Genomic DNA, 19332 nt, shown 5'->3' with positions numbered 1-19332 from the left:
GAAAAGCTCTACTCAGGTCACGGTAGGTGAAATCCGGACAGATTGCCACAGATTCGCGGATGTGGCGAGGGGCCCGGCGGTATGATTCCGGGCCCCTCGCAGATGTGCCCCCACCAGGGCTCGAACCTGGGACCTGCGGATTAAAAGTCCGTAGCTCTACCAACTGAGCTATAGGGGCTTGCGGGACGTCAGTTTACGGTGCGGACCCCGCAACTGTTAAACGAGTATCCGATTGTGCTCTGGCAGACGATATTTGCGCAGGTCGCGACGGTTTCTCCGATGCTCGCGCGGAGCGGCGCGAGCCCCGGTCGCGGCGCCGGGGGCGCGATGGGGGTTCGAGTAGGGGATGACGCGATGTGCCGTTGGGGTGACCGGTCGTGCCGATCGGACGGTCTCGTTGACCGACGGGGTCCGGTTGGGGAGACGATGTAGGGCTGTGAGGGTGCGGACCGGTCGGTGCGGCATCGCGAGAAAGTGGACCCGGGGGTTTGTAGGGGTCGGCGCGGAGTGTGGATGGGGCGGAGTGGTAGTGGGGTCTCGTCGTACCCACCCTCCGATGGATCCGGAGTCTCACGGTAAGCGTCCGCTGATCGCCGCTGTCGCCGGTCCGGGCAATCGCCTTGCCACTCAGTTTGTTTCGTGGCGATGGGGTGTGAATATCATCCAATGGTGATGCGTGGCAACCTTTTTGGGGAGGGGGACAGGAACCGGTCGGAGCGGCCGCGGGGAGACGGGCGGCGGCTCGGCGGCGATGCGGCGTCGATGGGGATGTCGCGCGCGGTCGAGATCGGTAGGCCGAACATCGGTGGCATATGGGCGAATTCGTCTATTCGGACCAATCGTCCATACGATTGCTGGGAAATTGCGGTTTTAGATAGGGGGTCCCCTGGCTAACTGACTTTCCGGTACACCTCACGCTGGGTGCGCTTTCCGGGTACGGTGACCGACTGGTGAATTCCCGAAGAACCGGGATTGCCCCGGCGGCACGGGATTCGGCTTATCGTTGAAGTGCCCGAACGTGTCGCGACCGGTCTGGCCGATCGCGGCTCCACACGATGAAGCTGCGGGGAGGCGGACCGAAACGACGTGATCGCCCGGGTGCGCACCCCCTGCGGTGCACCCGGGCGGGAAAAACTATACCAGTTGGTGTGTTTCAAGTTTTTCGCGCTTTTTCGTACCAAAGGTTTGGTAATTCCGGGCGTAGCCCGATTTGAAGTATTTGAAAGACACGTAACTTTGCGTCGAGGCCGGGGAACCGGTCGGCGACGGTTAGCTAGCTTCGGAGGCGTTTCGAGCATGGCACGGCAGCAAGAGCGGGCCCGCCGGACACGCGCGGCGATCATCAGGTCCGCCGCCGTTGAGTTCGGGAAGAGCGGCTATGCCGCTGCATCGCTCAACCGCATATTGGAAGGCTCCCGGGCGACCAAGGGGGCCATGTACTTTCACTTCGACTCCAAGGAGGACTTGGCGCGCGCGGTGCTGGAGGCGGCGGTCGACCGCTATCGGGTATCCACCGAAAGGTGGCTCGCCAGAACCGATCTCGGTCCACTCGACGTGCTGCACGGCATGATCGACGAGATCGCGCTGCGGCTGGAGAACGACATCATCATCCAGGCCGAGTTCCGGCTCATCATCGAGCCGGAGTTCTACCGCGACATCCAGGCCGGTGGCGGCCGCATCCTCGGGCGGGCCATCCGGCAGCTCGCGGTGCGCGCCATCGAGCACAAGCAGTTGCGCTCGGACGCCGACCCGGACCGCTTCACCCGCACCTTGGCGGCGGCGCTGGCCGGCCAGCGTTATATCGCCGATGTGCTGGCGGGTCCGGTGGATCTGCGGTCCCGGTTCGCCGAGGCGCTCGAGGTGATCGTGGACGCCACCGCGACACCGGAGTGGACCGAGGAGTTCCGCCGCACCGGCTGGCGGGTGTCCGCGAAGCTCGAAGATCTCAACTTGGGACTCTGACCAGCTGATTTGGGAATAACGCGGAGCCTGTCATAAGCTATCTCCGCTCCCAACGGAAGCCGTTGCAAGCAAACGGTCCGGAGAGATCCGGCGGGCCCCCTTCGTCTAGCGGCCTAGGACGCCGCCCTTTCAAGGCGGTAGCGCGGGTTCGAATCCCGTAGGGGGTACAACCATGGAAACATGGTTGTCGGAGCAAGTAGCAAGGCCCTGTGGCGCAGTTGGTTAGCGCGCCGCCCTGTCACGGCGGAGGTCGCGGGTTCGAGTCCCGTCAGGGTCGCAGTAACAACGCTTGGCATTCGTATCGGGTGCCTTTCGGCCAGGTAGCTCAGTTGGTACGAGCGTCCGCCTGAAAAGCGGAAGGTCGCCGGTTCGATCCCGGCCTTGGCCACCAGTTCTGGGAGACCCCGTCCATCGGACGGGGTCTTTCGGCGTTCCGGGGCTTCTTCGCGTGTTCGCACCTTCGGTGCTGATCTTGGTGGGATGCTGGGATTCATGGCTGATGACCAGTGGTATTACTGCCTCAAACACAATCGGGCCGAGCAGGGGAAGCAGCATTGGTTCGCGGAGGTGATGGGTCCCTACCCCGATAAGGCGACAGCGGAGCGGGCGTTGGATATTGTGCGGGAGCGGAATCGGGCCGCCGACCAGAAGGACGGCGACTGACGCCGGAGTGATGGGGGTGACGCACGTGCTGGTGCGCTCACGGGACACTCAGGCGGACCAGGTACGGTTTCGTAGCCAGAAAACGACCAAGCGGGAGGGTAAACCTTGAAGGTCACCGTGGTGGTGCCGACCTACAACGAGCGGGAGAACCTGCCGGTGGCGGTGGAGCGGCTGACCGCGCTACCGGTGGCCGACCTGCACGTGCTGGTGGTGGACGACAATTCGCCCGACGGTACGGGTGAGGTGGCCGACAAGCTGGCCGCCGACCTGCCGAACGTGGTGAGCGTGCTGCACCGCACCGAGAAGGACGGTCTGGGCCGGGCCTACATCGCCGGCATCACCAAGGCGCTGGACGAGGGCGCCGACGTCGTCATCCAGATGGACGCCGATCTGTCGCATCCGGCCGAGGTCATCCCGGCCATGCTGGACAAGCTGGAGTCCACCGACGCGGGCGTGGTCCTCGGATCCCGTTACGTCCCCGGCGGTTCCACCGCCGCGGAGTGGAAGTGGTACCGCAAGGCGCTCTCGGCGTGGGCCAACTTCTACGTGAATACGATTCTGCGCCTGGGCGTCAAGGACGCCACCGCCGGTTTCAAGGCGTGGAAGGCGGATACGCTGCGCGCCATCGACGTGGCCTCGATCAAGTCGAACGGCTACTCGTTCCAGGTGGAGATGAACTACCGGACGGTCAAGCAGGGCATCAGCATTGCCGAGGTGCCGATCCGCTTCGAGGAGCGCACCAAGGGCGCGTCCAAGATGAGCCTCAAGGTGCAGCTGGAGTCCGCGGCCATGCCGTGGAAGCTGCTGTTCGGCCGCGCGGTCTAGCTCTCCGGCCAGTGCAGCAGGGTGTCCACGAAAAGCTGACGGACACCCTCCACTTCGGCGTCCATATGGCTCGGATCCCAGCCGCTGACATCGATCGGCGGCAGGACGGCCACGTCCACGATGCCCTTGCGGACGACCGCTGAATTGCGCCAGGCGATTTCACCGGCGTTCCGGATCACCACCGGAATGACCGGGACCCCGGCCTGGATGGCGATGTGGAAGGCCCCCTTCTTGAAGGGGCCGACGCGCGGGGTCAGTGAGCGGGTGCCCTCCGGGGCGATGACGACCGACAGCCCGCCGCGCAGGGTGTCGACGACCGGCGCCAGCTCGGCCTTGGCGACGGCGGTGTTCGCGCGGTCGATGAAGGTCACCTCGACGAATCGCATGAGGGGGCCGAAGACCGGGTTCTTGGTGATCTCCCGCTTGGCGACCCCGGTGAATCCGGTGCCCAATACCTCGGCCACCACCACGATGTCGAACTGGCTCTGGTGGTTGAAGATGAACACGGCCGGGCGCGGGGCCCGGGCGTGCTCGGCGCCGACGACCCGAACCTTGACCCCTGTGCTGCGCAGGGTCGAGTCCGCGGCGTAGGTCATCATCGAATCCGCCATCTGGCGGCGCTGTTTGGTGTGCGCCTTGGCGGCGACGCCGAACAGGGCGCCGCCCAGCAGTCCGGTGAAGCCGGCCAGGGTGCGGGCGTAGTCGAGGGTGCCGGGGGACTGCCGGGGCCGGAAATGCAGGACCGGCCAATCCTTTTCGGCCGCCTCCAGCACCACCCGGGGGTCCGGGTTCACCGCTACCGGGTACCCGGCGAGCTGTAGCAGGGGCAGGTCGGCGGCGCTGTCGGCGTAGACCCGGCTGCGGGTGAGATCGAGGTCGCGGGCGATGGCGAAGCGGCGGACGGCGTCGGCTTTGCCGTTGCGCCAGAGCGGCTTTCCCGCCACGTGCCCGGTGAGCACGCCGTCCTGCACGGCCATGTCGGTGCACAGCACGTTCGGAATGCCGAGCTCCTCGGCCACCGGCGCGACCTGGTAGCGGGTGACCGAACTGACCAGCAGCAGGGTGTGCCCCGCGGCCTCGTGCTCGCGGACCAGCCGCCATGCCTCCGGATAGATGTGCCCGTACACGTCGTGCGCGAAGATCTGCCGGCCGAGTTCTTCCAGCTCGGATTCGGGCACCCCGGCCCAGGCGTACATGACGTACTGCAGGAATCGCTCGTACTCGCCTTCGCTGCGCGCCCCGCGAATACTGCCCAGCAGTCCGGCGGTGAGCGCGCCCCGGGTGCTGCCGCGCCGCAGCAGCAGTCGGCGCGGCAGCGGCGGCGGGTTGAAGCCGTTCACCACGGTGCCGCCGAAGTCGAAGACGGCCGCGATGCGCGGGCCCTGCGGTCCGGTGCGCACCGTCGCCAGGGCCTGGGCGAGATCCATTGCGCCGATGGGCCGTTGGGTGACGCCGACCCCGGGCCGGAGCGGGAGCGTGGGTCTGCCCGCCGCGATTCCCCGGACCCGGTGTGTCATAGCGTTTCCAGCCGGTTGGAGGGGTCGAGGGTGGCGGCGCGGGAGATGCGTCCGCTGATGGCGCGCAGTTCCCCGGCGAAGCGGACCCGGCGGGCGGCCAGCTCGGCGGGTTCCTCGTCGGAGGCGAGCAGGCCGTGGTTGTCGGCGAGTTTGAGAGCGCTGCCGAACAATTCGGAGGACACCGATTCGGGGCTGTGCAGGCGCTGCTGCAGCAGCATCTGCTTGCCGACATGCAGGCACTCGTCGACGAAAGCCTTCCTGTCGACCGGCAGTACGGGATCGCGGGCCGCGAGGCGTTCGGCGACCACCAGTTGCGCGTCGATGAAGGAGCGCAGCACCCGGTGCGCCATCATGAACCCGGATTCGGCCAGCCGGGCCAGGATTTCGGTGCCGACGGTGCCCGCGGCGGTGCGGCGGTGCCATTCGGGGTCCACGAGCAGCATCTCCGCGGTCAGCTGGCTGGTGAACTCGGCCCGTTCGGGGAAGAAGAACTCGAACTTGAGCAGGTCCCGCAGCCGGTAGGCGGCCTCCCAGCCGACCCGCAGCTGATCGCCCTCGGGGGCCTCCATGGCGGTGAGGATGGCCAGTTCGAGAATGGCGCGATTGACGAACCAGTGCACGGCGCTGTTGCGGTAGAACGCGGCCTCGAGGTGCGCTCCGGCGTGAATGGCGTACACCGGTTCCAGCCCGCCGCGGTACACGGTCACCACCTTGGCGATGGCCAGCTGCTCGAGCACCACGGCCAGCCGGTGATCGTCACGCAGCGTGGCGAGTTCGCCGCGCGGCAGGTCCCGGTTCTCGATGTAGCCGAGCACGGGCGCGATGGCGGCGCGCAGTTCGTGGCGGGTCAGGGCGCGTTCGTGCACGCCCAGCAACACCAGGGTGGTGAGGGCGTTGACGGTGATCGGGGTGACGTCGTTGATGCCGACCGCGACCTCGAAGGCCAGCCGCTGCACGGCCCGGTGCTCGAGTTCGACGATCTGCTCGGGGGCCGGATTCGGGTGTGCCGCCAGCGGATCCCCGAGTGCGGCCAGCCGGTCGCGGGCCGAGAGCGGGGTCCCGAAGCGCACGTACACGTGCCCGGCCGAGTGCTGCTGGTTGCGCACGTAGCGGGCCAGCCAGGCCAGGCCCTCGGCCTGCTTGCTGCCGCCGGTCTGTTCGTCGGCGATGGCCCCGATCTCGTTGAGCCGCTCGTAGGTGATGGAGACCGGCACCAGCATGACGTCGTCGATGCGTTTCGAACGCAGTGCCGCCGCAAGGTAGTTCAGCAGTCCGTAGCGGGGCGGGCGGAGTTTCCCGGTGCGGGTGCGCCCGCCCTCGAAGTACCACTCCAGGTTGAAGCGCTTGGTGAGCAGGTAGGCGAAGTACTCCTCGACGACGGCCTTGTAGACCTCGTCGTCGCCGAAGCTGCGGCGGATGAACACGGTTCCGGTGCGTCGCGCGATCGGGCCGATCGGCCAGAACTTCAGGTTGGCCCCGCCGACCACGTGATTGGGCGGGAAGTCGTTGCGCGCCAGGATGTCTCCGAGCACGAAGGCGTCCACATAGGAGCGGTGCGAGGGCAGGAAGACCAGCGGGTAGCGCCGGTTCAGGGTGCGCAGCCGGTCCAGTCCGGACTCGTCGGAGTCCACCTTCCAGGTGGAGGCGTGCACGGGCCGCATGGCCTGGGTGAACAGGTCCGACACCAGGCGCGACTGGGCGGCGACGAGTTCCCGCAGTCCCCGCTCGGCCCGCCGGTAGGCCTCGCGCGCGGGCACCCCGGTCTCCTCGGCGATGGCGTCGAGCCGCCGCAGGAATTCGGGCGAGTCGAGGATTTCCTCGACCACCAGCCGCGGCACCTTGTACCGGTCGCCGATGACGGCGCGTTCGGCGCGTTCGAGCGCGACGATGCCCGCGCGCACGATGGCGCGCCCGAAAGCGTCGGGGGCCGCGGCGGATCCGGGATTGTTGGCCCGCAGCGCGCTGAGCCGGGCGGGTGCGCCGGTCAGCACCAGGTGTCGGTCGGGGGCCTTGCTCAGCAATCGGCGCTGCACGAGCCGATTGGGCTTGCGGGGGTTGGTCATGGTGAGCAGGTCGCTGAAGGTGGTGCGCCGCACGCCGTCTCGCTCGGGCGGCAGCCACAGCACCCGCACCGGCACCACCAGCGGATCGTCGCTGCGTCCGACCAGCCGATCGGTGACCGCGGCGGGGTCGAGGTCGATCTGGGTGACGGGCGCGGCGGTGCCGAATTCCTGCGCGATGCCGCCCTCGGCGAGCCAGTGCCCGACCAGTTCGCGTTCCACCTGGGAGGCCGCGTCGACCAGTGCCACGACGGAGTGCGGAGCGGTGAGCGCGGCTTCGGGGAGCCGGCTGTCATGATCGAGCATCTTCGTTCCCTCCGCATGAGCCGCTGCGATCGGTATTTTATTGCCCTCCGCTCCGCTGCGGGCGCGTTCGCGGCCCTGTTACCTCGGCCTTCCCTCCTCCGCTCCTCCGCTTCGCTCCCCCGCTCCGTCAGTCCAGGCCGAGGCGGGCCGCGAACCTTCAGCGTTCCGAAGTTCGGCGCTCCACTTTTAGGAAGGTAATGCTAACCTCGGCACGTAAGTTAGGTAAGCATAACCTTGGAGGTCTAGTGTCGGTCGCTGACGAACGGGTACGGGTCGCGGGGGCGCAGCGGTGGGGCGAATACGTCACCGATCCGGTCGCGGCGGTCTCCGCGCTCGCGGCGGCGGATCGCTTCGGGGAATATGTCGTCTACGAACGGCCGGGCGAATGGGTATTCGCGGCCGACCCCCTCGGCGGGGTCGAGCTGGACGCGAATGAGCTGCGGGTGAGCTGGGACGGGAAGACCACCGCCGGAGCCTGGTCCGGCAGTCCCGCGCGGGCCGTGGACCGCGCGCTGGCCGGACTGCCCCTGGACGGCCGGAATGCGTTCGGCTGGATCGGATTCGAGTTCTGCGCCTGGTCGCTGGCCGTCACCGAGCATGTGCATCCGCGGGCGACGCTGGCGCACTTGATGATTCCGCGCATCGAGGTGCGCATCGACGCGACCGGGGTCCGGGTGTCGGGTGCGACGCCCGCCGAGACCGGGGACATCCACGCGCTGATCGCGGCCGCGCAGCGGACCGATCCGCCGGTGCCGCATCCGGTGGACGTCACCGTGGATCCCACCGGGTATCGGGACCGGGTGGCCGCGGGAGTCGCCGAGATCGGCGCGGGCCGGTATCAGAAGGTGATCCTGTCGCGGAAGGTGGATCTGCCCTTCGCGGTGAACATTCCGGCGACCTACCGGCTCGGCCGCCTGCACAACACGCCCGCACGCTCGTTCCTGCTGCGGCTGGGCGGACTGGAGGCCGCGGGGTTCAGCCCGGAGCTGGTGGCCTCGGTGGACCGGGATCGGGTGGTCACCACCGAGCCGCTGGCCGGGACGCGCGCCTTCGGCCGGGGCGGCGACCTCGATGTCGCGGCCCGCGCCGAGCTGGTCCGCGACCCCAAAGAGATTGTCGAGCACGCCATCTCGGTGCAGACCTCGTTCGCGGAGATCGCGGCCGTGGCCGAGCCGGACACCACCGCGGTCTCCGATTTCATGGCGGTGCGCGAACGCGGCAGCGTGCAGCATCTGGCGTCCACCGTGCGCGGGCGGCTGGCGGCCGACCGCAGCCCGTGGGACGCGCTGGAGACGCTGTTCCCGTCCGTCACCGCCTCCGGCATCCCCAAGGCGGAGGGCGTCGACGCGGTCTTCCGCCTCGATCACGATCCGCGCGGGCTGTATTCCGGTGCCGTGGTGACGGTTTCACCCGACGGCGAGTTGGAGGCGACGCTGGTGCTGCGCGCGGTCTACCAGACCGGCGCGGGCGCGTGGCTGCGCGCGGGCGCGGGCGTGGTCGGACAGTCCCGCCCCGAGCGTGAATTCGAGGAGACCTGCGAAAAGCTGGGCAGCGTCGCGCCGTACGTCGTGCGCGCCTGACCGGCCCCGTACCGCCGGCGCGGAGTCAGACGCGGAACTCCACGCCGGTCAACCGCTCGGACAGCTCCCAGAGCTGCCGGGCGGTTTTCTCGTCGTGGGAGGCCGCGGTGGAGCCCACCTTGGTCGGATGTCCACGCCAGTTGAACCAGTCCGGTCCGTAGTAGCCGCCGGGCTCGACCTCGGCGGTGGCGGCGTACAGCGTTGGCAGCGCGCCCATCTCGGCGCTCTGCGCCACGAGCCGGTTGCCGAGCCCGACGATCTGCTCGAGCAGGTTCTGGGTCTCGGAACTGATCTCGGTGGCGGCGTAGCCGGGGTGCGCGGCCACCGAGAGTTTCGGCGAGCCGGTGACGGCCAGCCGACGCTGCAGCTCGTAGGTGAACAGCAACAGCGCCAGCTTGGACTGCGCGTACGCGCCGAAGCGGGAGTAGGCGCGCCGCTCCCAGTTCAGGTCCTCGAGATCGATGCGGCCGATGAAGTGGGTGATGCTGGAGGTGTTCACCACCCGCTCCGAAATCCGGTCCAGCAGCAGGCCGGTCAGCGCGAAGTGACCGAGATAGTTGGTGCCGATCTGCAATTCGAAGCCGTCGGCGGTCTTGCGCTGGGGCACCGCCATCACGCCCGCGTTGTTGATCAGCACGTCCGCCCGCTCGACCGTGTCGGCGAAGGCGCGCACCGAGGACAGGTCGGCCAGATCCAACTGGCGGATCTGCACGTCGCCGGGCATGGTCCGGGCCGCCGCCTGGGCCTTGATCTCGTTGCGGCAGGCCATGATCACCTGGGCCCCGGCGCCGGCCAGGGCACGTGCGGTGGCCTCGCCCAGGCCGCTGGTGGCCCCGGTGACGATGATGATCCGGCCGGTCTGGTCCGGCATGTCCGCTGTATTCCACCCGCCCATAGATGAACTCTATGACGGCCGGGTCAGATGTGCGCGGCGAGGGCCTTCTTGTCGATCTTGCCCACGGCCGTGACCGGCAGGAAGTCGGCCTGCCGCAACACATCCGGGAGCTTGTAGGTGGCCAGGCCGCGGTCGGTGAGGAAGGTCTTGATCTCGGGGAGGGTAGGTAGTTCGCCGGCGGTCACCAGGACGACGCAGACCTTCTCGCCCAGCGCCGGGTCGGGCAGACCGACGGCGGCGGCGTGACGGACGCCGGGATACGCGAGCAGGTGCTCCTCGAGCTCGTCGCAGGAGATGTTCTCGCCGCCGCGGTTGATGACGTCCTTGATGCGGCCGGAGACGATCAGGTGCCCGCTGGGCAGGCGGCGGACCAGGTCGCCGCTGCGGTAGAAGCCGTCGGGGGTGAAGGCGCGCGAATTGTGCTCGGGGGCACGGTAGTAGCCGCGCAGCGTGTAGGGACCGCGGGTGAGGAGTTCGCCCTCCTCGCCGTCGGGGACGTCATGGCCGTGTTCGTCGACCACCCGTACCTCGTCGGCGGGGGAGAGCGGGCGGCCCTGGGTGGTGTCGACCAGGTCCTCGGGGTCCTCGGCGCGGGTGTAGTTGAGCAGGCCCTCGGCCATGCCGAAGACCTGCTGCAGCCGGACGTTCAGGGCCGGTGCGACATCGCGGGCGTTCACCTCGGCGAGCTTCGCCCCGCCGACCTGGAGCAGGCGCAACGAGGACAGGTCGGCGTCCTCCCAATCGACTGCCGCGCACCACAGTTGGGCCAGCGGCGGGACCACCGCGGTGACGGTGACGCGGTGGCGTTCGATGGCGGCGAAGGCGCTCTCCGGGCTGGGATCGGTCACGAAGGCCATGGCTCCGCCGGTCGCGACGGTGCCGAGGACACCGGGGCAGGCCAGCGGGAAGTTGTGGGCGACCGGAAGTGTCGCGAGGTAGACGTCGCCCGGGCCGAGCTCGCAGACCTCGGCGCTGGCCTTCGCGTTGTAGGCGTAGTCGTCGTGGGTGCGGGCGATGAGCTTCGGCAGGCCGGTGGTGCCGCCGGAGACCAGCATGAGCGCGATGTCCGACGCGTCGATCGCGGGCAGCGAATCACCCTCGGCGGGAACCGAATCCAGAGCGGTGAAGGGGCCGGGATCGCCGAGGATCAGGACGTGCCGCAGCGCCGGCGCGTTCGCGCTCACCTCGGCGGCCAGGACGCGGTAGTCGAAGTCGCCGAGCCGGTCGGCGGCCACGTAGGCGACCGCGCCGGAAAGCTTTGTCAAGTGCTCGATTTCGGCGCGGCGATGCGCGGGGAGCGTGAGCACCGGGATGATCCCGGCGCGCAGGAGGCCGAACAGCACCGCGATGAACTCGGGCACGTTGGGCAGCTGCACCACGGCCCGGTCGCCGGGCCGGATGCCGAGTTCGAGCAGGCCGTGTGCCATGCGGTCCGCCGCGTGATCCAGCTCCGCGTAGGTGGCCGTGACATCGCCGAGCAGCGCGGGGCGTTCGGGCCATTGCCTGCCCGCGTCGCGCAGCAGTTCGCCCAGCGGCCGACCCGCCCAGTACCCGGCCTCCCGGTACCGCTCGGCCAGGTCGGCGGGGAAGGGGACGAAGCCGTCGCGATGGTCCGTGGCGGCGGATGCGGGGGATGTCACAGCTCTGACCTCTAGCTAGTTAGGGTGGCCTTGCATAGGTTAGGCAACCCTATCTCAATCAGTTACGCTGCTGTCGAACGACATCCGAATCCGGGATGGGCAGCGCCCCGAGCACAAGGAGAACCAGCGGAAATGGAGTCACCCCAGGGGTCGGCGAGCATCGCCCGAGACGAGATCCGCACCGCCATCGCCGGACACCTCGGCCTCGACCCGGCCGCCATCGGCGACCACGACGACCTCATCCAGCTCGGCTTGGACTCCATCCGCACCATGAAACTCGCCGGCGCCTGGCGCAAACGCGGCCTCGCTGTCAACTTCGCCCAACTCGCCGCCGAACCCACCCTCGCCGCCTGGCACCGCCTCCTCGGCGCTGTCGACCCGGCGGATGCCGGTGCCGTCGTAGCCGATTCGCCACGCCCGGCCGCAGGCGCCGCGCCGCGTGCCGAGTCCGACGCTCCTCGGGCGACGGGCGATTCCGTTCGGGCGACGAATCCACTCGCCGCCGCGACCGGTTCGCACCGCCGGGCCGCGGGCGACGCGCACGGTGCCGTAGCCGAGCCGAATCCGGGGGCGGCCGAGGCCAGCCCCGAGGCGAATCCTCCGGCTGTCCAGGATGGTTCGGGTGCCCCCGAACCCGAGCCCGCGGCACTGGCCGGCGCGAACCGGGCAGCGGTCGTGGACGGCGCGCACTCGACCACGGGAGTGCAAGGCGAGTCCGGCGGCATCGCCCGAGGGTCCGGCGCGGACGCGGACGTCTGGGCCGACGACGGGAGCCCCTTCGCGCTCGCACCGATGCAGCACGCGTACTGGGTCGGGCGGTCGGATGGGCAGGAACTGGGGGCGGTCGCGGCGCACCTTTATGTCGAGTTCGATGGGGACGGTGTGGATCCTGGGCGGTTGGGGGCGGCGGTCGAGGCGCTGGTGCGGCGGCATCCGATGTTGCGGACTCGATTCCTCGCGGACGGGACGCAGCAGACGTTGGCGCGGCCGGGGCGCGAGGTGTGGAGCGTCACCGATCTGCGGGATGCGGACGCGGAGTCGGTGGAGCGGGTGCTGGAGGAGTTGCGGGACAGGCGGACCCACCAGCTCATGGCGGTCGAAGACGGGCAGGTCGTCGATGTCGCGCTGACGCTGCTGCCGGGCGGGCGGACGCGGCTGCATCTGGATGTGGACATGCTCGCGGCCGACGCCATGAGCTACCGGATCCTGGTGGCCGACCTCGCTCGGCTCTACCGGGGCGCGCAGCTGCCGCCGCAGACCTACACCTTCCGGCGGTACCTGGCCGAACATGCCGGTCCCACACCGGAACACGCGGCCGACCGCGAGTGGTGGCAGCGCCGCCTGGCCGAGCTGCCCGGAGCCCCCGAGTTGCCCCGCGCCGAGACCGCTCACCGCTCGATCGCCGGGCCGGGGCCGGATATCGCGAGCGAATCGGGTCCAGCTGCGGCGTCTGCCTCGCCCCAGCCCGCCGGACTTCCGGAGACCGACGGCGGCGCGCGGACGGTGCGGCTGCACCGGTGGCTGTCGCCCGAGGCGAAGGCGACCATGTTCGCGGCCGCGCATGCCCGGGGGATCACCCCGGCCATGGCATTGGCGTCGGTGTTCGCCGAGACCATCGGCGGGTGGTCGACGCAGCGCCGGTTCCTGCTGAATCTGCCGCTGTTCCACCGGGAACCGGTGCACCCGCAGGTGGACTGGGTGGTCGGTGACTTCACGTCCTCGGTGCTGCTGGAGGTCGACGTCACCGAACCGGCTACCGTCACCGAGCGTGCCCGCGCCCTGCAGCGCGAATTGCATGCCGCCGGAGCGCATTCCGGCTACACCGGGCTCGAGGTGCTGCGCGATCTGGGGCGGCTGCGCGGCGAGCCGGTGCTGGCCCCGATCGTGTACACCAGCGCCATCAACCTCGGTGAGCTGTTCGCCGACGAGGTCACCGCCACCTTCGGCGATCCGGTGTGGATCATTTCCCAAGGCCCCCAGGTGCTCTTGGACGCGCAGGTCACCGAGGTCCGCGGCGGTCTCCTGCTGAACTGGGACGTCCGCGCCGACGCCTTCCCGTCCGGCATGGTCGAGACCATGTTCACCCGCTACATCGACGCCGTCGTGCGCCTGGCGGGCCTCGAGGAGCATGGTGCGCCGGGCAGCGGTGAGACCGCTCCTGCGGCGGGCGAAATAACGGGCGGGCCCGGACTCCACGCCGGGACCGACGCGACGGCGACGCGTCATGCCCGCGCGGCCACACCCGGAGGCGCCGGATGGGATGCCGAGGCGGTGGTGCGAATTCCGGTGGAGCAGGCTGTGATTCGTGCCCGGGTGAACGCCACCGACGGTGTGATCAGTGGGCGGTCCCTGCACAGCGGGCTGTTCGAATTCGCCGCCGCGAAGCCGGACGCGCCCGCGGTGATCTGGGAGGTCGATCGAGCGGAAAGCGACTGTGAGGTACGGACTCTCAGCTATCGCGAGCTCGCCGACCAGGCGCTCGCTATCGCGGGTGCGTTGCAGGTCGCGGGTGTTCGGCCGGGTGACGCCGTTGCGGTGCAGTTGCCGAAGGGGCCGGATCAGATCCTGGCTACCGCCGGAGTGCTGGCGGCGGGTGCCGTGTATGTACCGATCGGGTTCGATCAACCGGCGGCGCGGCGGGCCGAGATCCTGCGGACCGGAGGCGTGGTCGCGGCGCTGACCGCGGGTGCCGAGGTGCCCGAGGTGCGGACGCTGGTGCTGGACCGGGCGCGACGGCATCCGGAACCGTTGGCGGAGGCGGTGATTCCGGATCCGGAGGCGATCGCCTACGTGCTGTTCACGTCGGGCTCGACGGGTAAGCCGAAGGGCGTGGAAGTGCCGCATCGGGCGGCCATGAACACCATCGACGATCTCAACGAGCGGTTCGGGATCGGGGTGGCGGATCGAGCGCTCGCGTTGTCGGCGTTGGAGTTCGACCTGTCCGTGTACGACATCTTCGGGCTGTTGAGTGCCGGGGGTGCGGTGGTCGCGCTGGATGAGGGACAGCGCGGTGAACCGGCACGGTGGGTCGAACTTGTGCGGCGGCACCGGATTTCGGTGGTCAACTGCGTCCCGAGCCTGCTGGACATGCTGCTGGAGGCCGCCGCCGGGAAGCCTGTGGACAGTTTGCGCATGGTCGTTCTCGGCGGCGACTGGGTCGATGTGGCGCTGCCGGGGCGGCTCGCGGCGGTGGCTCCGGACTGCCGGTTCGCCGGGCTGGGCGGCGCGACCGAGACGGCCGTTCACTCCACCATCTGCGAAGTCGTGAATGCCGAAGTGTCGCAGGACTGGTCGGCGATCCCGTACGGCACGCCGCTGCGCAATGTGCGGTGCCGGGTGGTCGGGCCGGCGGGGCAGGACTGCCCGGACTGGGTGACCGGTGAACTGTGGATCGGTGGGGCGGGCGTGGCCGCCGGATATCGCGGCGATGCCGAGCGCACCGCGGATCGGTTCGTCACGCACGAGGGTCTGCGGTGGTACCGGACCGGGGATCTCGCGCGGTATCGGCCGGACGGCTGCCTGGAATTCCTGGGGCGCGCCGACCATCAGGTGAAGATTCGCGGTTACCGCGTCGAACTCGGGGAAGTGGAGAGCGCGCTGCGCGCCCTGCCGGGTGTGCGGCACGCGATCGCCGCCGTGATCGGCTCGGCCGCACCGAAACTCGCGGCGGTCGTGGTCGGCGCCGACGGCGTGGTCCCGGATGTGCCCGGGCTGCTCGCGGCCGCGGCGGACCTGCTGCCCGGCTACATGATTCCCGGCCGGGTCGTACCGCTCGCCGAACTGCCCTTCACCTCGAACGGCAAACCCGATCGCAAGGCCATCGCGGCGGTGCTCGCCGATGGCGAGTCGGAGGGTGTATTCCTCGCTCCGCGAACCGATGTCGAGCGCGCGGTGGCCGATATCGTCGCCACGGTCCTGGGCCGTGACCGCGTCGGGGTGACCGACGACTTCTTCGCTCTCGGCGGCGATTCGGTGCTGGCGACCGCCGTCGTCGCGCGGGTCCGGGAGTGGCTGGATTCACCGGACACGGTGGTGGCCGACTTCTTCGCCGCCCGCACGGTCGAGGGCCTGAGCCGGCGGCTGCTGGATCGCGAGCAGCGCGCCGGTGCCACCGGCCGCCTCGACGCGGTGGCTCGTCTCTACCTGGAGGTCGCCGCTCTGTCCGACGAGGAGATCCTCGCGCTGTCCTGACAAGCGCGATCCCCGCGCCCTTTTCGCGAGGCGCGGGGATCGGCGGGACGGCTCAGTGCGAGGCGGGCAGGACGCAGCCGCCGTGCAGGATGCCCAGATCGTGCAGCAGTCGGTAGCACGACGGGTCGTCCGGCAGCACCGGGTGGAAGCCTTCCAGGAAGAACGTCGCCACCAGGTTGATGACGATCACCACCGCGAGGAAGCCGATGGCCAGCAGGCCGAGGGTGCGATGCGGTCCGGTCGCCGGAATGGTCTCCGAGGCCGTCTCGTACGAAAACGCCAGCACCACACCGATTGTCGCGATCGCCGCGATGAACAGGACGAAGGCCCACACGTACAGGTGCAGGCCGAGCACCGCGCCGCCGTACCCCTTGTCGCCGGGCAGGATGTGCAGCATGGTCTGCCGCCACGCGGTGAACCCGCCGCCGAAGCAGGCCACGATGGCCAGGCCCCAGCCGACCATGTAGTCGCGTCGGACAATGGTTCCCGTCATGCCTTTGCGCACGATGTACGCGCCACCGAGCGCGGCCAGCATCATGAAGTAGCGCTGCAGCATGCACAGCGGACACGGGTAATCCCAGGTGCCGAACTGGACGCCGAGGCCGCCGCAGACGACGCCGGTCCAGCCGACGATGAAGATGACCGCCAGCCAGTATTGGACCTGGCCGAGGATCCCACCGCCGCTTCCGGTTCCGGTGGTCTCGCTCTCGGTGGCGGTCACCACGTCAGCCCCAGTCCGAGGCCGCTGGTGATGTGGTACTTCAGCAGGCCGGCGCACAGGAGGATGACAATCCACCAGGCCGCCAGAACGCGCGTGCGAGAACTCTGTTTCCAGATCAGATACACGATGCCCAGCAAACCTGCGAGTATCAGCGTGTCCATAGTCGCGGACGCTACCGCTTGCGCAGGTCGAACCTATTGAAGGCGAGTCGGACACGCCGTGTTCGGTCGATCGTGATGTGTGCTGGCAAATTTCTGCTCCAGGGCCGGTTCCCGCCGACGCCGGACGGCGGTGCCTCCGCGCCCCTAGACTCGACCCCGTGAGCGGTTGGGACATCTCCGACATCCCCGATCAAGCGGGTCGAACGATCATCGTCACCGGAGCCAATAGCGGCTTGGGTGCGGTCACCGCGCGGGCGCTCGCCGGCGCCGGGGCGCGCGTGATCATGGCGTGCCGCAATGAACTCAAGGGCCGGGCGGTCGCCGACGAGATCGGGCCCAATGCCCAGGTGCGGCGGCTGGATCTGGCCGACCTGTCCTCGATTCACGACTTCGCCGACTCCATCGACGGCGCCGACGTGCTGATCAACAATGCGGGCGTGATGGCGGTGCCGCTCAAGCGCACCGCTGACGGCTTCGAAATGCAGATCGGCACAAACCATCTCGGCCATTTCGCGCTGACGGGGCTGCTGCTGGACAAGATTCGCGACCGGGTGGTCACGCTGACGAGCGGCATGCACGCCATCGGCCGCATCGACCTCGAGGATCTGAACTGGGAGCGGCGCTCCTATCAGCGCTGGGCCGCCTACGGTCAGTCCAAGCTCGCCAACCTCATGTTCGCGCGGGAGCTGCAACGCCGTCTGAGCGCCGCCGGGTCGAGCAAGGTGTCGGTGGCCGCGCATCCCGGCTATGCCGCGACCGAACTGCAGGGCCACACCGAATCGCTGTACGACACGCTGATGTCCCTCGGCAACAAGATCTTCGCGCAGAGCGCCGAAATGGGTGCGCTGCCCTCGTTGTTCGCGGCGACCGCGGAGGTCGAGCCGGGCGGCTTCTACGGGCCGACGGGGTTGCGCGGCATGCGCGGCTATCCGGGACCGAGCACCTCGACGGCCGCGTCCAAGGACGAGGTGACCGCGCGCCGGCTGTGGGAGCTCTCCGAACAGCTCACCAAGGTCAATTACCCGTTCGTGCGCAAGTGATCCGGAGCCGGGGGATATGAGCATTCCATTCGACCGGCGCGATCAGCTCGACAAGATCCAGCAGGGGCTGCTGCCCGGCGAGCAGATCATCGCCGTGTACGACGCCATCGGGGTGGGCACCGGATTCCTGGGGCTCACCGACCGGCGGGTCGTCATCCAGGACAACTCGTTCGTGGGGAAGAAGATCGCCATCACGAGCATCCCGTACGCGCGGATCACGAGTGTCAGCATCCTCACCAACAAGTCGTTCGCGGGACAGTTCTTCTCCTCCGGGCACATCGCCATCTCGACCGGGCACCACACCTACGAGGTGGAGTTCCGCGGGGACGAGAAGACCCACCACGTGCACGACGTGATCCTGCACTACATCCTGCGCTGACCTGGGACTTCCCAATAATTGGGATGCTTGTCCCACCGATCGTGTCCCACGCCACACGCACGATTCGAGATCTCTGGTACTGTGCCGGTCATGCAGCGTGTGTATTTCTGGTTTAGCCAGCCGGCCCCGGGTGGGTCGCGCGGCGCTGACCTGCGCTGACATCCTCCACCCCGAGCCGGACGAAAACAGACCGGCTCCAAGGGGTTTCGCACAACTCTCCGTGGGTCGGCCTGGGACAAGGAAACCCACGATGACTACCGCCGATCTCGACCGGCATGCCGATCTCGACGACCAGCGCACGCTGAGCATCAGCCCGCTGCGCTCACCCCGTGAGATCCGCGCCGTCCACCCGATCGACGACACCCTCGCCGACACCGTGCGCGCGGGCCGCAAGGCCACCGTCGACGTGCTCAACGGCGACGACGACCGCCTCATGGTGATCGTCGGGCCGTGCTCGGTGCACGATCCCGAGGCCGCCATGGACTACGCGCGCCGCCTGGCCGCCAAGGCCGAAGAGGTCTCCGACCGGCTGCACGTGGTGATGCGCGTGTACTTCGAGAAGCCGCGCACCACGCTGGGCTGGAAGGGCCTGATCAACGATCCGCACCTGGACGGCACCTTCGACATCAACACCGGCCTGGACCTGGGCCGGCGGCTGCTGGTCGACATCACCGCGCTGGGTCTGCCGGTGGCGTGCGAGTTCCTCGACCCGATCACCCCGCAGTACATCGCCGACCTGGTCGCCTACGGCGCGATCGGCGCGCGCACGGCCGCCAGCCAGGTGCACCGGCAGCTGTCCTCGGCGCTGTCCATGCCGGTCGGCATCAAGAACGGCACCGACGGCGACGTGCAGGTCGCGGTCGACGGCGTGCGCGCCGCGGCGGCCTCGCACGTGTTCCCCGGCACCGACCTGGACGGGCGTTCGGCGCTCATCCGCACCGCGGGCAGCCCGGACTGCCACGTCATCCTGCGCGGCGGCTCCAACGGCACCAACTACGACGCCGCCTCCTGCGCGGAAGCCCTGCTCCGCCTGGAGAAGTCGGCGCTGGCGCAGCGCCTGGTGGTGGACGCCTCGCACGGCAACTCCAACAAGGACCACAACCGCCAGGTCGACGTCGTCACCGATATCGCCGACCGCATCGCCGGCGGCGAGGACACCGTGGTCGGGCTCATGATGGAGTCCTTCATCGTGGCGGGCCGCCAGGACCTCACCCTCGGCCACCCGGAGGACCTGACCTACGGCCAGTCCATCACCGACGCCTGCATCGACTGGGACACCACCGCCACCCAGCTCGACCGGCTCGCCGACGCCGTCGCCGCGCGGCTCGCGGCTAGCCCGTCGATCTCCGACCCGCACCCGCTCGCGGCGAGTTCGTCTCGCACATAACGAGT

Annotated in this window: 14 protein-coding genes and 4 tRNA genes; 11 read left to right on the top strand and 7 right to left on the bottom strand. The window is 69.0% G+C overall.

Features of this window, described 5'->3' with window-relative positions:
* Nucleotides 1-105 precede the first annotated feature (105 nt).
* Nucleotides 106-178: transfer RNA gene (locus GPX89_RS18465), tRNA-Lys, on the bottom strand.
* Between the two features lie 1118 nt (nt 179-1296).
* Between GPX89_RS18465 and GPX89_RS18460 the strand changes: the two genes are divergently transcribed.
* The 6 genes from GPX89_RS18460 to GPX89_RS18440 all read left to right on the top strand — a co-directional run bounded on the left by GPX89_RS18460 (nt 1297) and on the right by GPX89_RS18440 (nt 3450).
* Nucleotides 1297-1962 (top strand): TetR/AcrR family transcriptional regulator, encoded by a 666-nt coding sequence (locus tag GPX89_RS18460; RefSeq protein WP_157388815.1) that lies wholly within the window; start codon nt 1297-1299, stop codon nt 1960-1962.
* 94 nt (nt 1963-2056) lie between these two features.
* Nucleotides 2057-2129: transfer RNA gene (locus GPX89_RS18455), tRNA-Glu, on the top strand.
* Between the two features lie 36 nt (nt 2130-2165).
* Nucleotides 2166-2239: transfer RNA gene (locus GPX89_RS18450), tRNA-Asp, on the top strand.
* A 37-nt stretch (nt 2240-2276) separates the two neighbouring features.
* Nucleotides 2277-2353, top strand: a tRNA-Phe gene (locus GPX89_RS18445).
* Between the two features lie 101 nt (nt 2354-2454).
* Nucleotides 2455-2625 (top strand): hypothetical protein, encoded by a 171-nt coding sequence (locus tag GPX89_RS43880; RefSeq protein WP_198347491.1) that lies wholly within the window; start codon nt 2455-2457, stop codon nt 2623-2625.
* 123 nt (nt 2626-2748) lie between these two features.
* A complete protein-coding gene (locus GPX89_RS18440; RefSeq protein ID WP_328602068.1) occupies nt 2749-3450 on the top strand; it encodes a polyprenol monophosphomannose synthase in 702 nt (233 codons plus the stop codon).
* Here the strand turns inward: GPX89_RS18440 and GPX89_RS18435 are convergent.
* A complete protein-coding gene (locus tag GPX89_RS18435) occupies nt 3447-4967 on the bottom strand; it encodes an HAD-IB family hydrolase (protein ID WP_235947495.1) in 1521 nt (506 codons plus the stop codon). The two genes, GPX89_RS18440 and GPX89_RS18435, sit on opposite strands and share 4 nt — an antisense overlap.
* Nucleotides 4964-7333 carry a glycerol-3-phosphate 1-O-acyltransferase gene (locus tag GPX89_RS18430; protein ID WP_157388812.1) on the bottom strand — a complete coding sequence of 790 codons (2370 nt, stop codon included), beginning with the start codon at nt 7331-7333 and terminating at the stop codon, nt 4964-4966. Before GPX89_RS18430 ends, GPX89_RS18435 begins: the two co-directional genes overlap by 4 nt.
* Nucleotides 7334-7530: 197 nt before the next feature.
* On the opposite strand from GPX89_RS18430, the gene GPX89_RS18425 reads away from it, so the two are divergent.
* Nucleotides 7531-8913 carry a salicylate synthase gene (locus GPX89_RS18425; protein WP_157388810.1) on the top strand — a complete coding sequence of 461 codons (1383 nt, stop codon included), beginning with the start codon at nt 7531-7533 and terminating at the stop codon, nt 8911-8913.
* Nucleotides 8914-8938: 25 nt separating this feature from the next.
* Here GPX89_RS18425 and GPX89_RS18420 read toward each other — a convergent pair whose 3' ends face one another.
* Together GPX89_RS18420 and GPX89_RS18415 are read right to left on the bottom strand one after the other, a co-directional pair.
* Complete coding sequence (locus GPX89_RS18420) at nt 8939-9808, bottom strand: oxidoreductase (protein WP_157388809.1); 870 nt, start codon at nt 9806-9808, stop codon at nt 8939-8941.
* Between the two features lie 23 nt (nt 9809-9831).
* A complete protein-coding gene (locus tag GPX89_RS18415) occupies nt 9832-11448 on the bottom strand; it encodes a (2,3-dihydroxybenzoyl)adenylate synthase (RefSeq protein ID WP_328601973.1) in 1617 nt (538 codons plus the stop codon).
* 132 nt (nt 11449-11580) lie between these two features.
* Here GPX89_RS18415 and GPX89_RS44690 point away from each other — a divergent pair, with 132 nt between their 5' ends.
* Nucleotides 11581-15639 carry a non-ribosomal peptide synthetase gene (locus GPX89_RS44690; RefSeq protein ID WP_235947492.1) on the top strand — a complete coding sequence of 1353 codons (4059 nt, stop codon included), beginning with the start codon at nt 11581-11583 and terminating at the stop codon, nt 15637-15639.
* A gap of 52 nt (nt 15640-15691) precedes the next feature.
* Here GPX89_RS44690 and GPX89_RS18395 read toward each other — a convergent pair whose 3' ends face one another.
* Both GPX89_RS18395 and GPX89_RS43875 read right to left on the bottom strand, forming a co-directional pair.
* On the bottom strand, nt 15692-16360 hold the full coding sequence (locus tag GPX89_RS18395) for a disulfide bond formation protein B (RefSeq protein WP_198347490.1): 669 nt from the start codon (nt 16358-16360) through the stop codon (nt 15692-15694).
* Nucleotides 16357-16521: a DUF5993 family protein gene (locus tag GPX89_RS43875; RefSeq protein ID WP_198347489.1), complete on the bottom strand. Its 165-nt coding sequence runs from the start codon at nt 16519-16521 to the stop codon at nt 16357-16359. The genes GPX89_RS18395 and GPX89_RS43875 overlap by 4 nt, the downstream gene beginning before the upstream one ends.
* A gap of 158 nt (nt 16522-16679) precedes the next feature.
* Between GPX89_RS43875 and GPX89_RS18390 the strand changes: the two genes are divergently transcribed.
* The 3 genes from GPX89_RS18390 to GPX89_RS18380 all read left to right on the top strand — a co-directional run bounded on the left by GPX89_RS18390 (nt 16680) and on the right by GPX89_RS18380 (nt 19327).
* Complete coding sequence (locus tag GPX89_RS18390; protein WP_328601972.1) at nt 16680-17561, top strand: oxidoreductase; 882 nt, start codon at nt 16680-16682, stop codon at nt 17559-17561.
* Nucleotides 17562-17577: 16 nt separating this feature from the next.
* Complete coding sequence (locus GPX89_RS18385; RefSeq protein ID WP_157388805.1) at nt 17578-17940, top strand: PH domain-containing protein; 363 nt, start codon at nt 17578-17580, stop codon at nt 17938-17940.
* Between the two features lie 250 nt (nt 17941-18190).
* The gene (locus GPX89_RS18380) at nt 18191-19327 is read left to right on the top strand and encodes a 3-deoxy-7-phosphoheptulonate synthase (RefSeq protein WP_157388803.1); all 1137 of its coding nucleotides are present in this window, start codon (nt 18191-18193) and stop codon (nt 19325-19327) included.
* The last annotated feature ends 5 nt before the right edge of the window (nt 19328-19332 follow it).

The sequence above is a fragment of the Nocardia terrae genome, from assembly GCF_009760405.1.
In the GTDB taxonomy this organism is placed as follows: Bacteria; Actinomycetota; Actinomycetes; order Mycobacteriales; family Mycobacteriaceae; genus Nocardia; species Nocardia terrae.
This window is presented reverse-complemented; position numbering and strand designations above follow the sequence as displayed.

Excerpts from the sequence above, each read along its gene's own strand:
- GPX89_RS18460 (WP_157388815.1), top strand. The coding sequence starts at position 1,297 with ATGGCACGGCAGCAAGAGCGGGCCCGCCGGACACGCGCGGCGATCATC.
- GPX89_RS43880 (WP_198347491.1), top strand. The coding sequence starts at position 2,455 with ATGGCTGATGACCAGTGGTATTACTGCCTCAAACACAATCGGGCCGAG.
- GPX89_RS18435 (WP_235947495.1), bottom strand. The coding sequence starts at position 4,967 with ATGACACACCGGGTCCGGGGAATCGCGGCGGGCAGACCCACGCTCCCG.
- GPX89_RS18430 (WP_157388812.1), bottom strand. The coding sequence starts at position 7,333 with ATGCTCGATCATGACAGCCGGCTCCCCGAAGCCGCGCTCACCGCTCCG.
- GPX89_RS18425 (WP_157388810.1), top strand. The coding sequence starts at position 7,531 with ATGCTAACCTCGGCACGTAAGTTAGGTAAGCATAACCTTGGAGGTCTA.
- GPX89_RS18420 (WP_157388809.1), bottom strand. The coding sequence starts at position 9,808 with ATGGGCGGGTGGAATACAGCGGACATGCCGGACCAGACCGGCCGGATC.
- GPX89_RS44690 (WP_235947492.1), top strand. The coding sequence starts at position 11,581 with ATGGAGTCACCCCAGGGGTCGGCGAGCATCGCCCGAGACGAGATCCGC.
- GPX89_RS43875 (WP_198347489.1), bottom strand. The coding sequence starts at position 16,521 with ATGGACACGCTGATACTCGCAGGTTTGCTGGGCATCGTGTATCTGATC.
- GPX89_RS18385 (WP_157388805.1), top strand. The coding sequence starts at position 17,578 with ATGAGCATTCCATTCGACCGGCGCGATCAGCTCGACAAGATCCAGCAG.
- GPX89_RS18380 (WP_157388803.1), top strand. The coding sequence starts at position 18,191 with ATGACTACCGCCGATCTCGACCGGCATGCCGATCTCGACGACCAGCGC.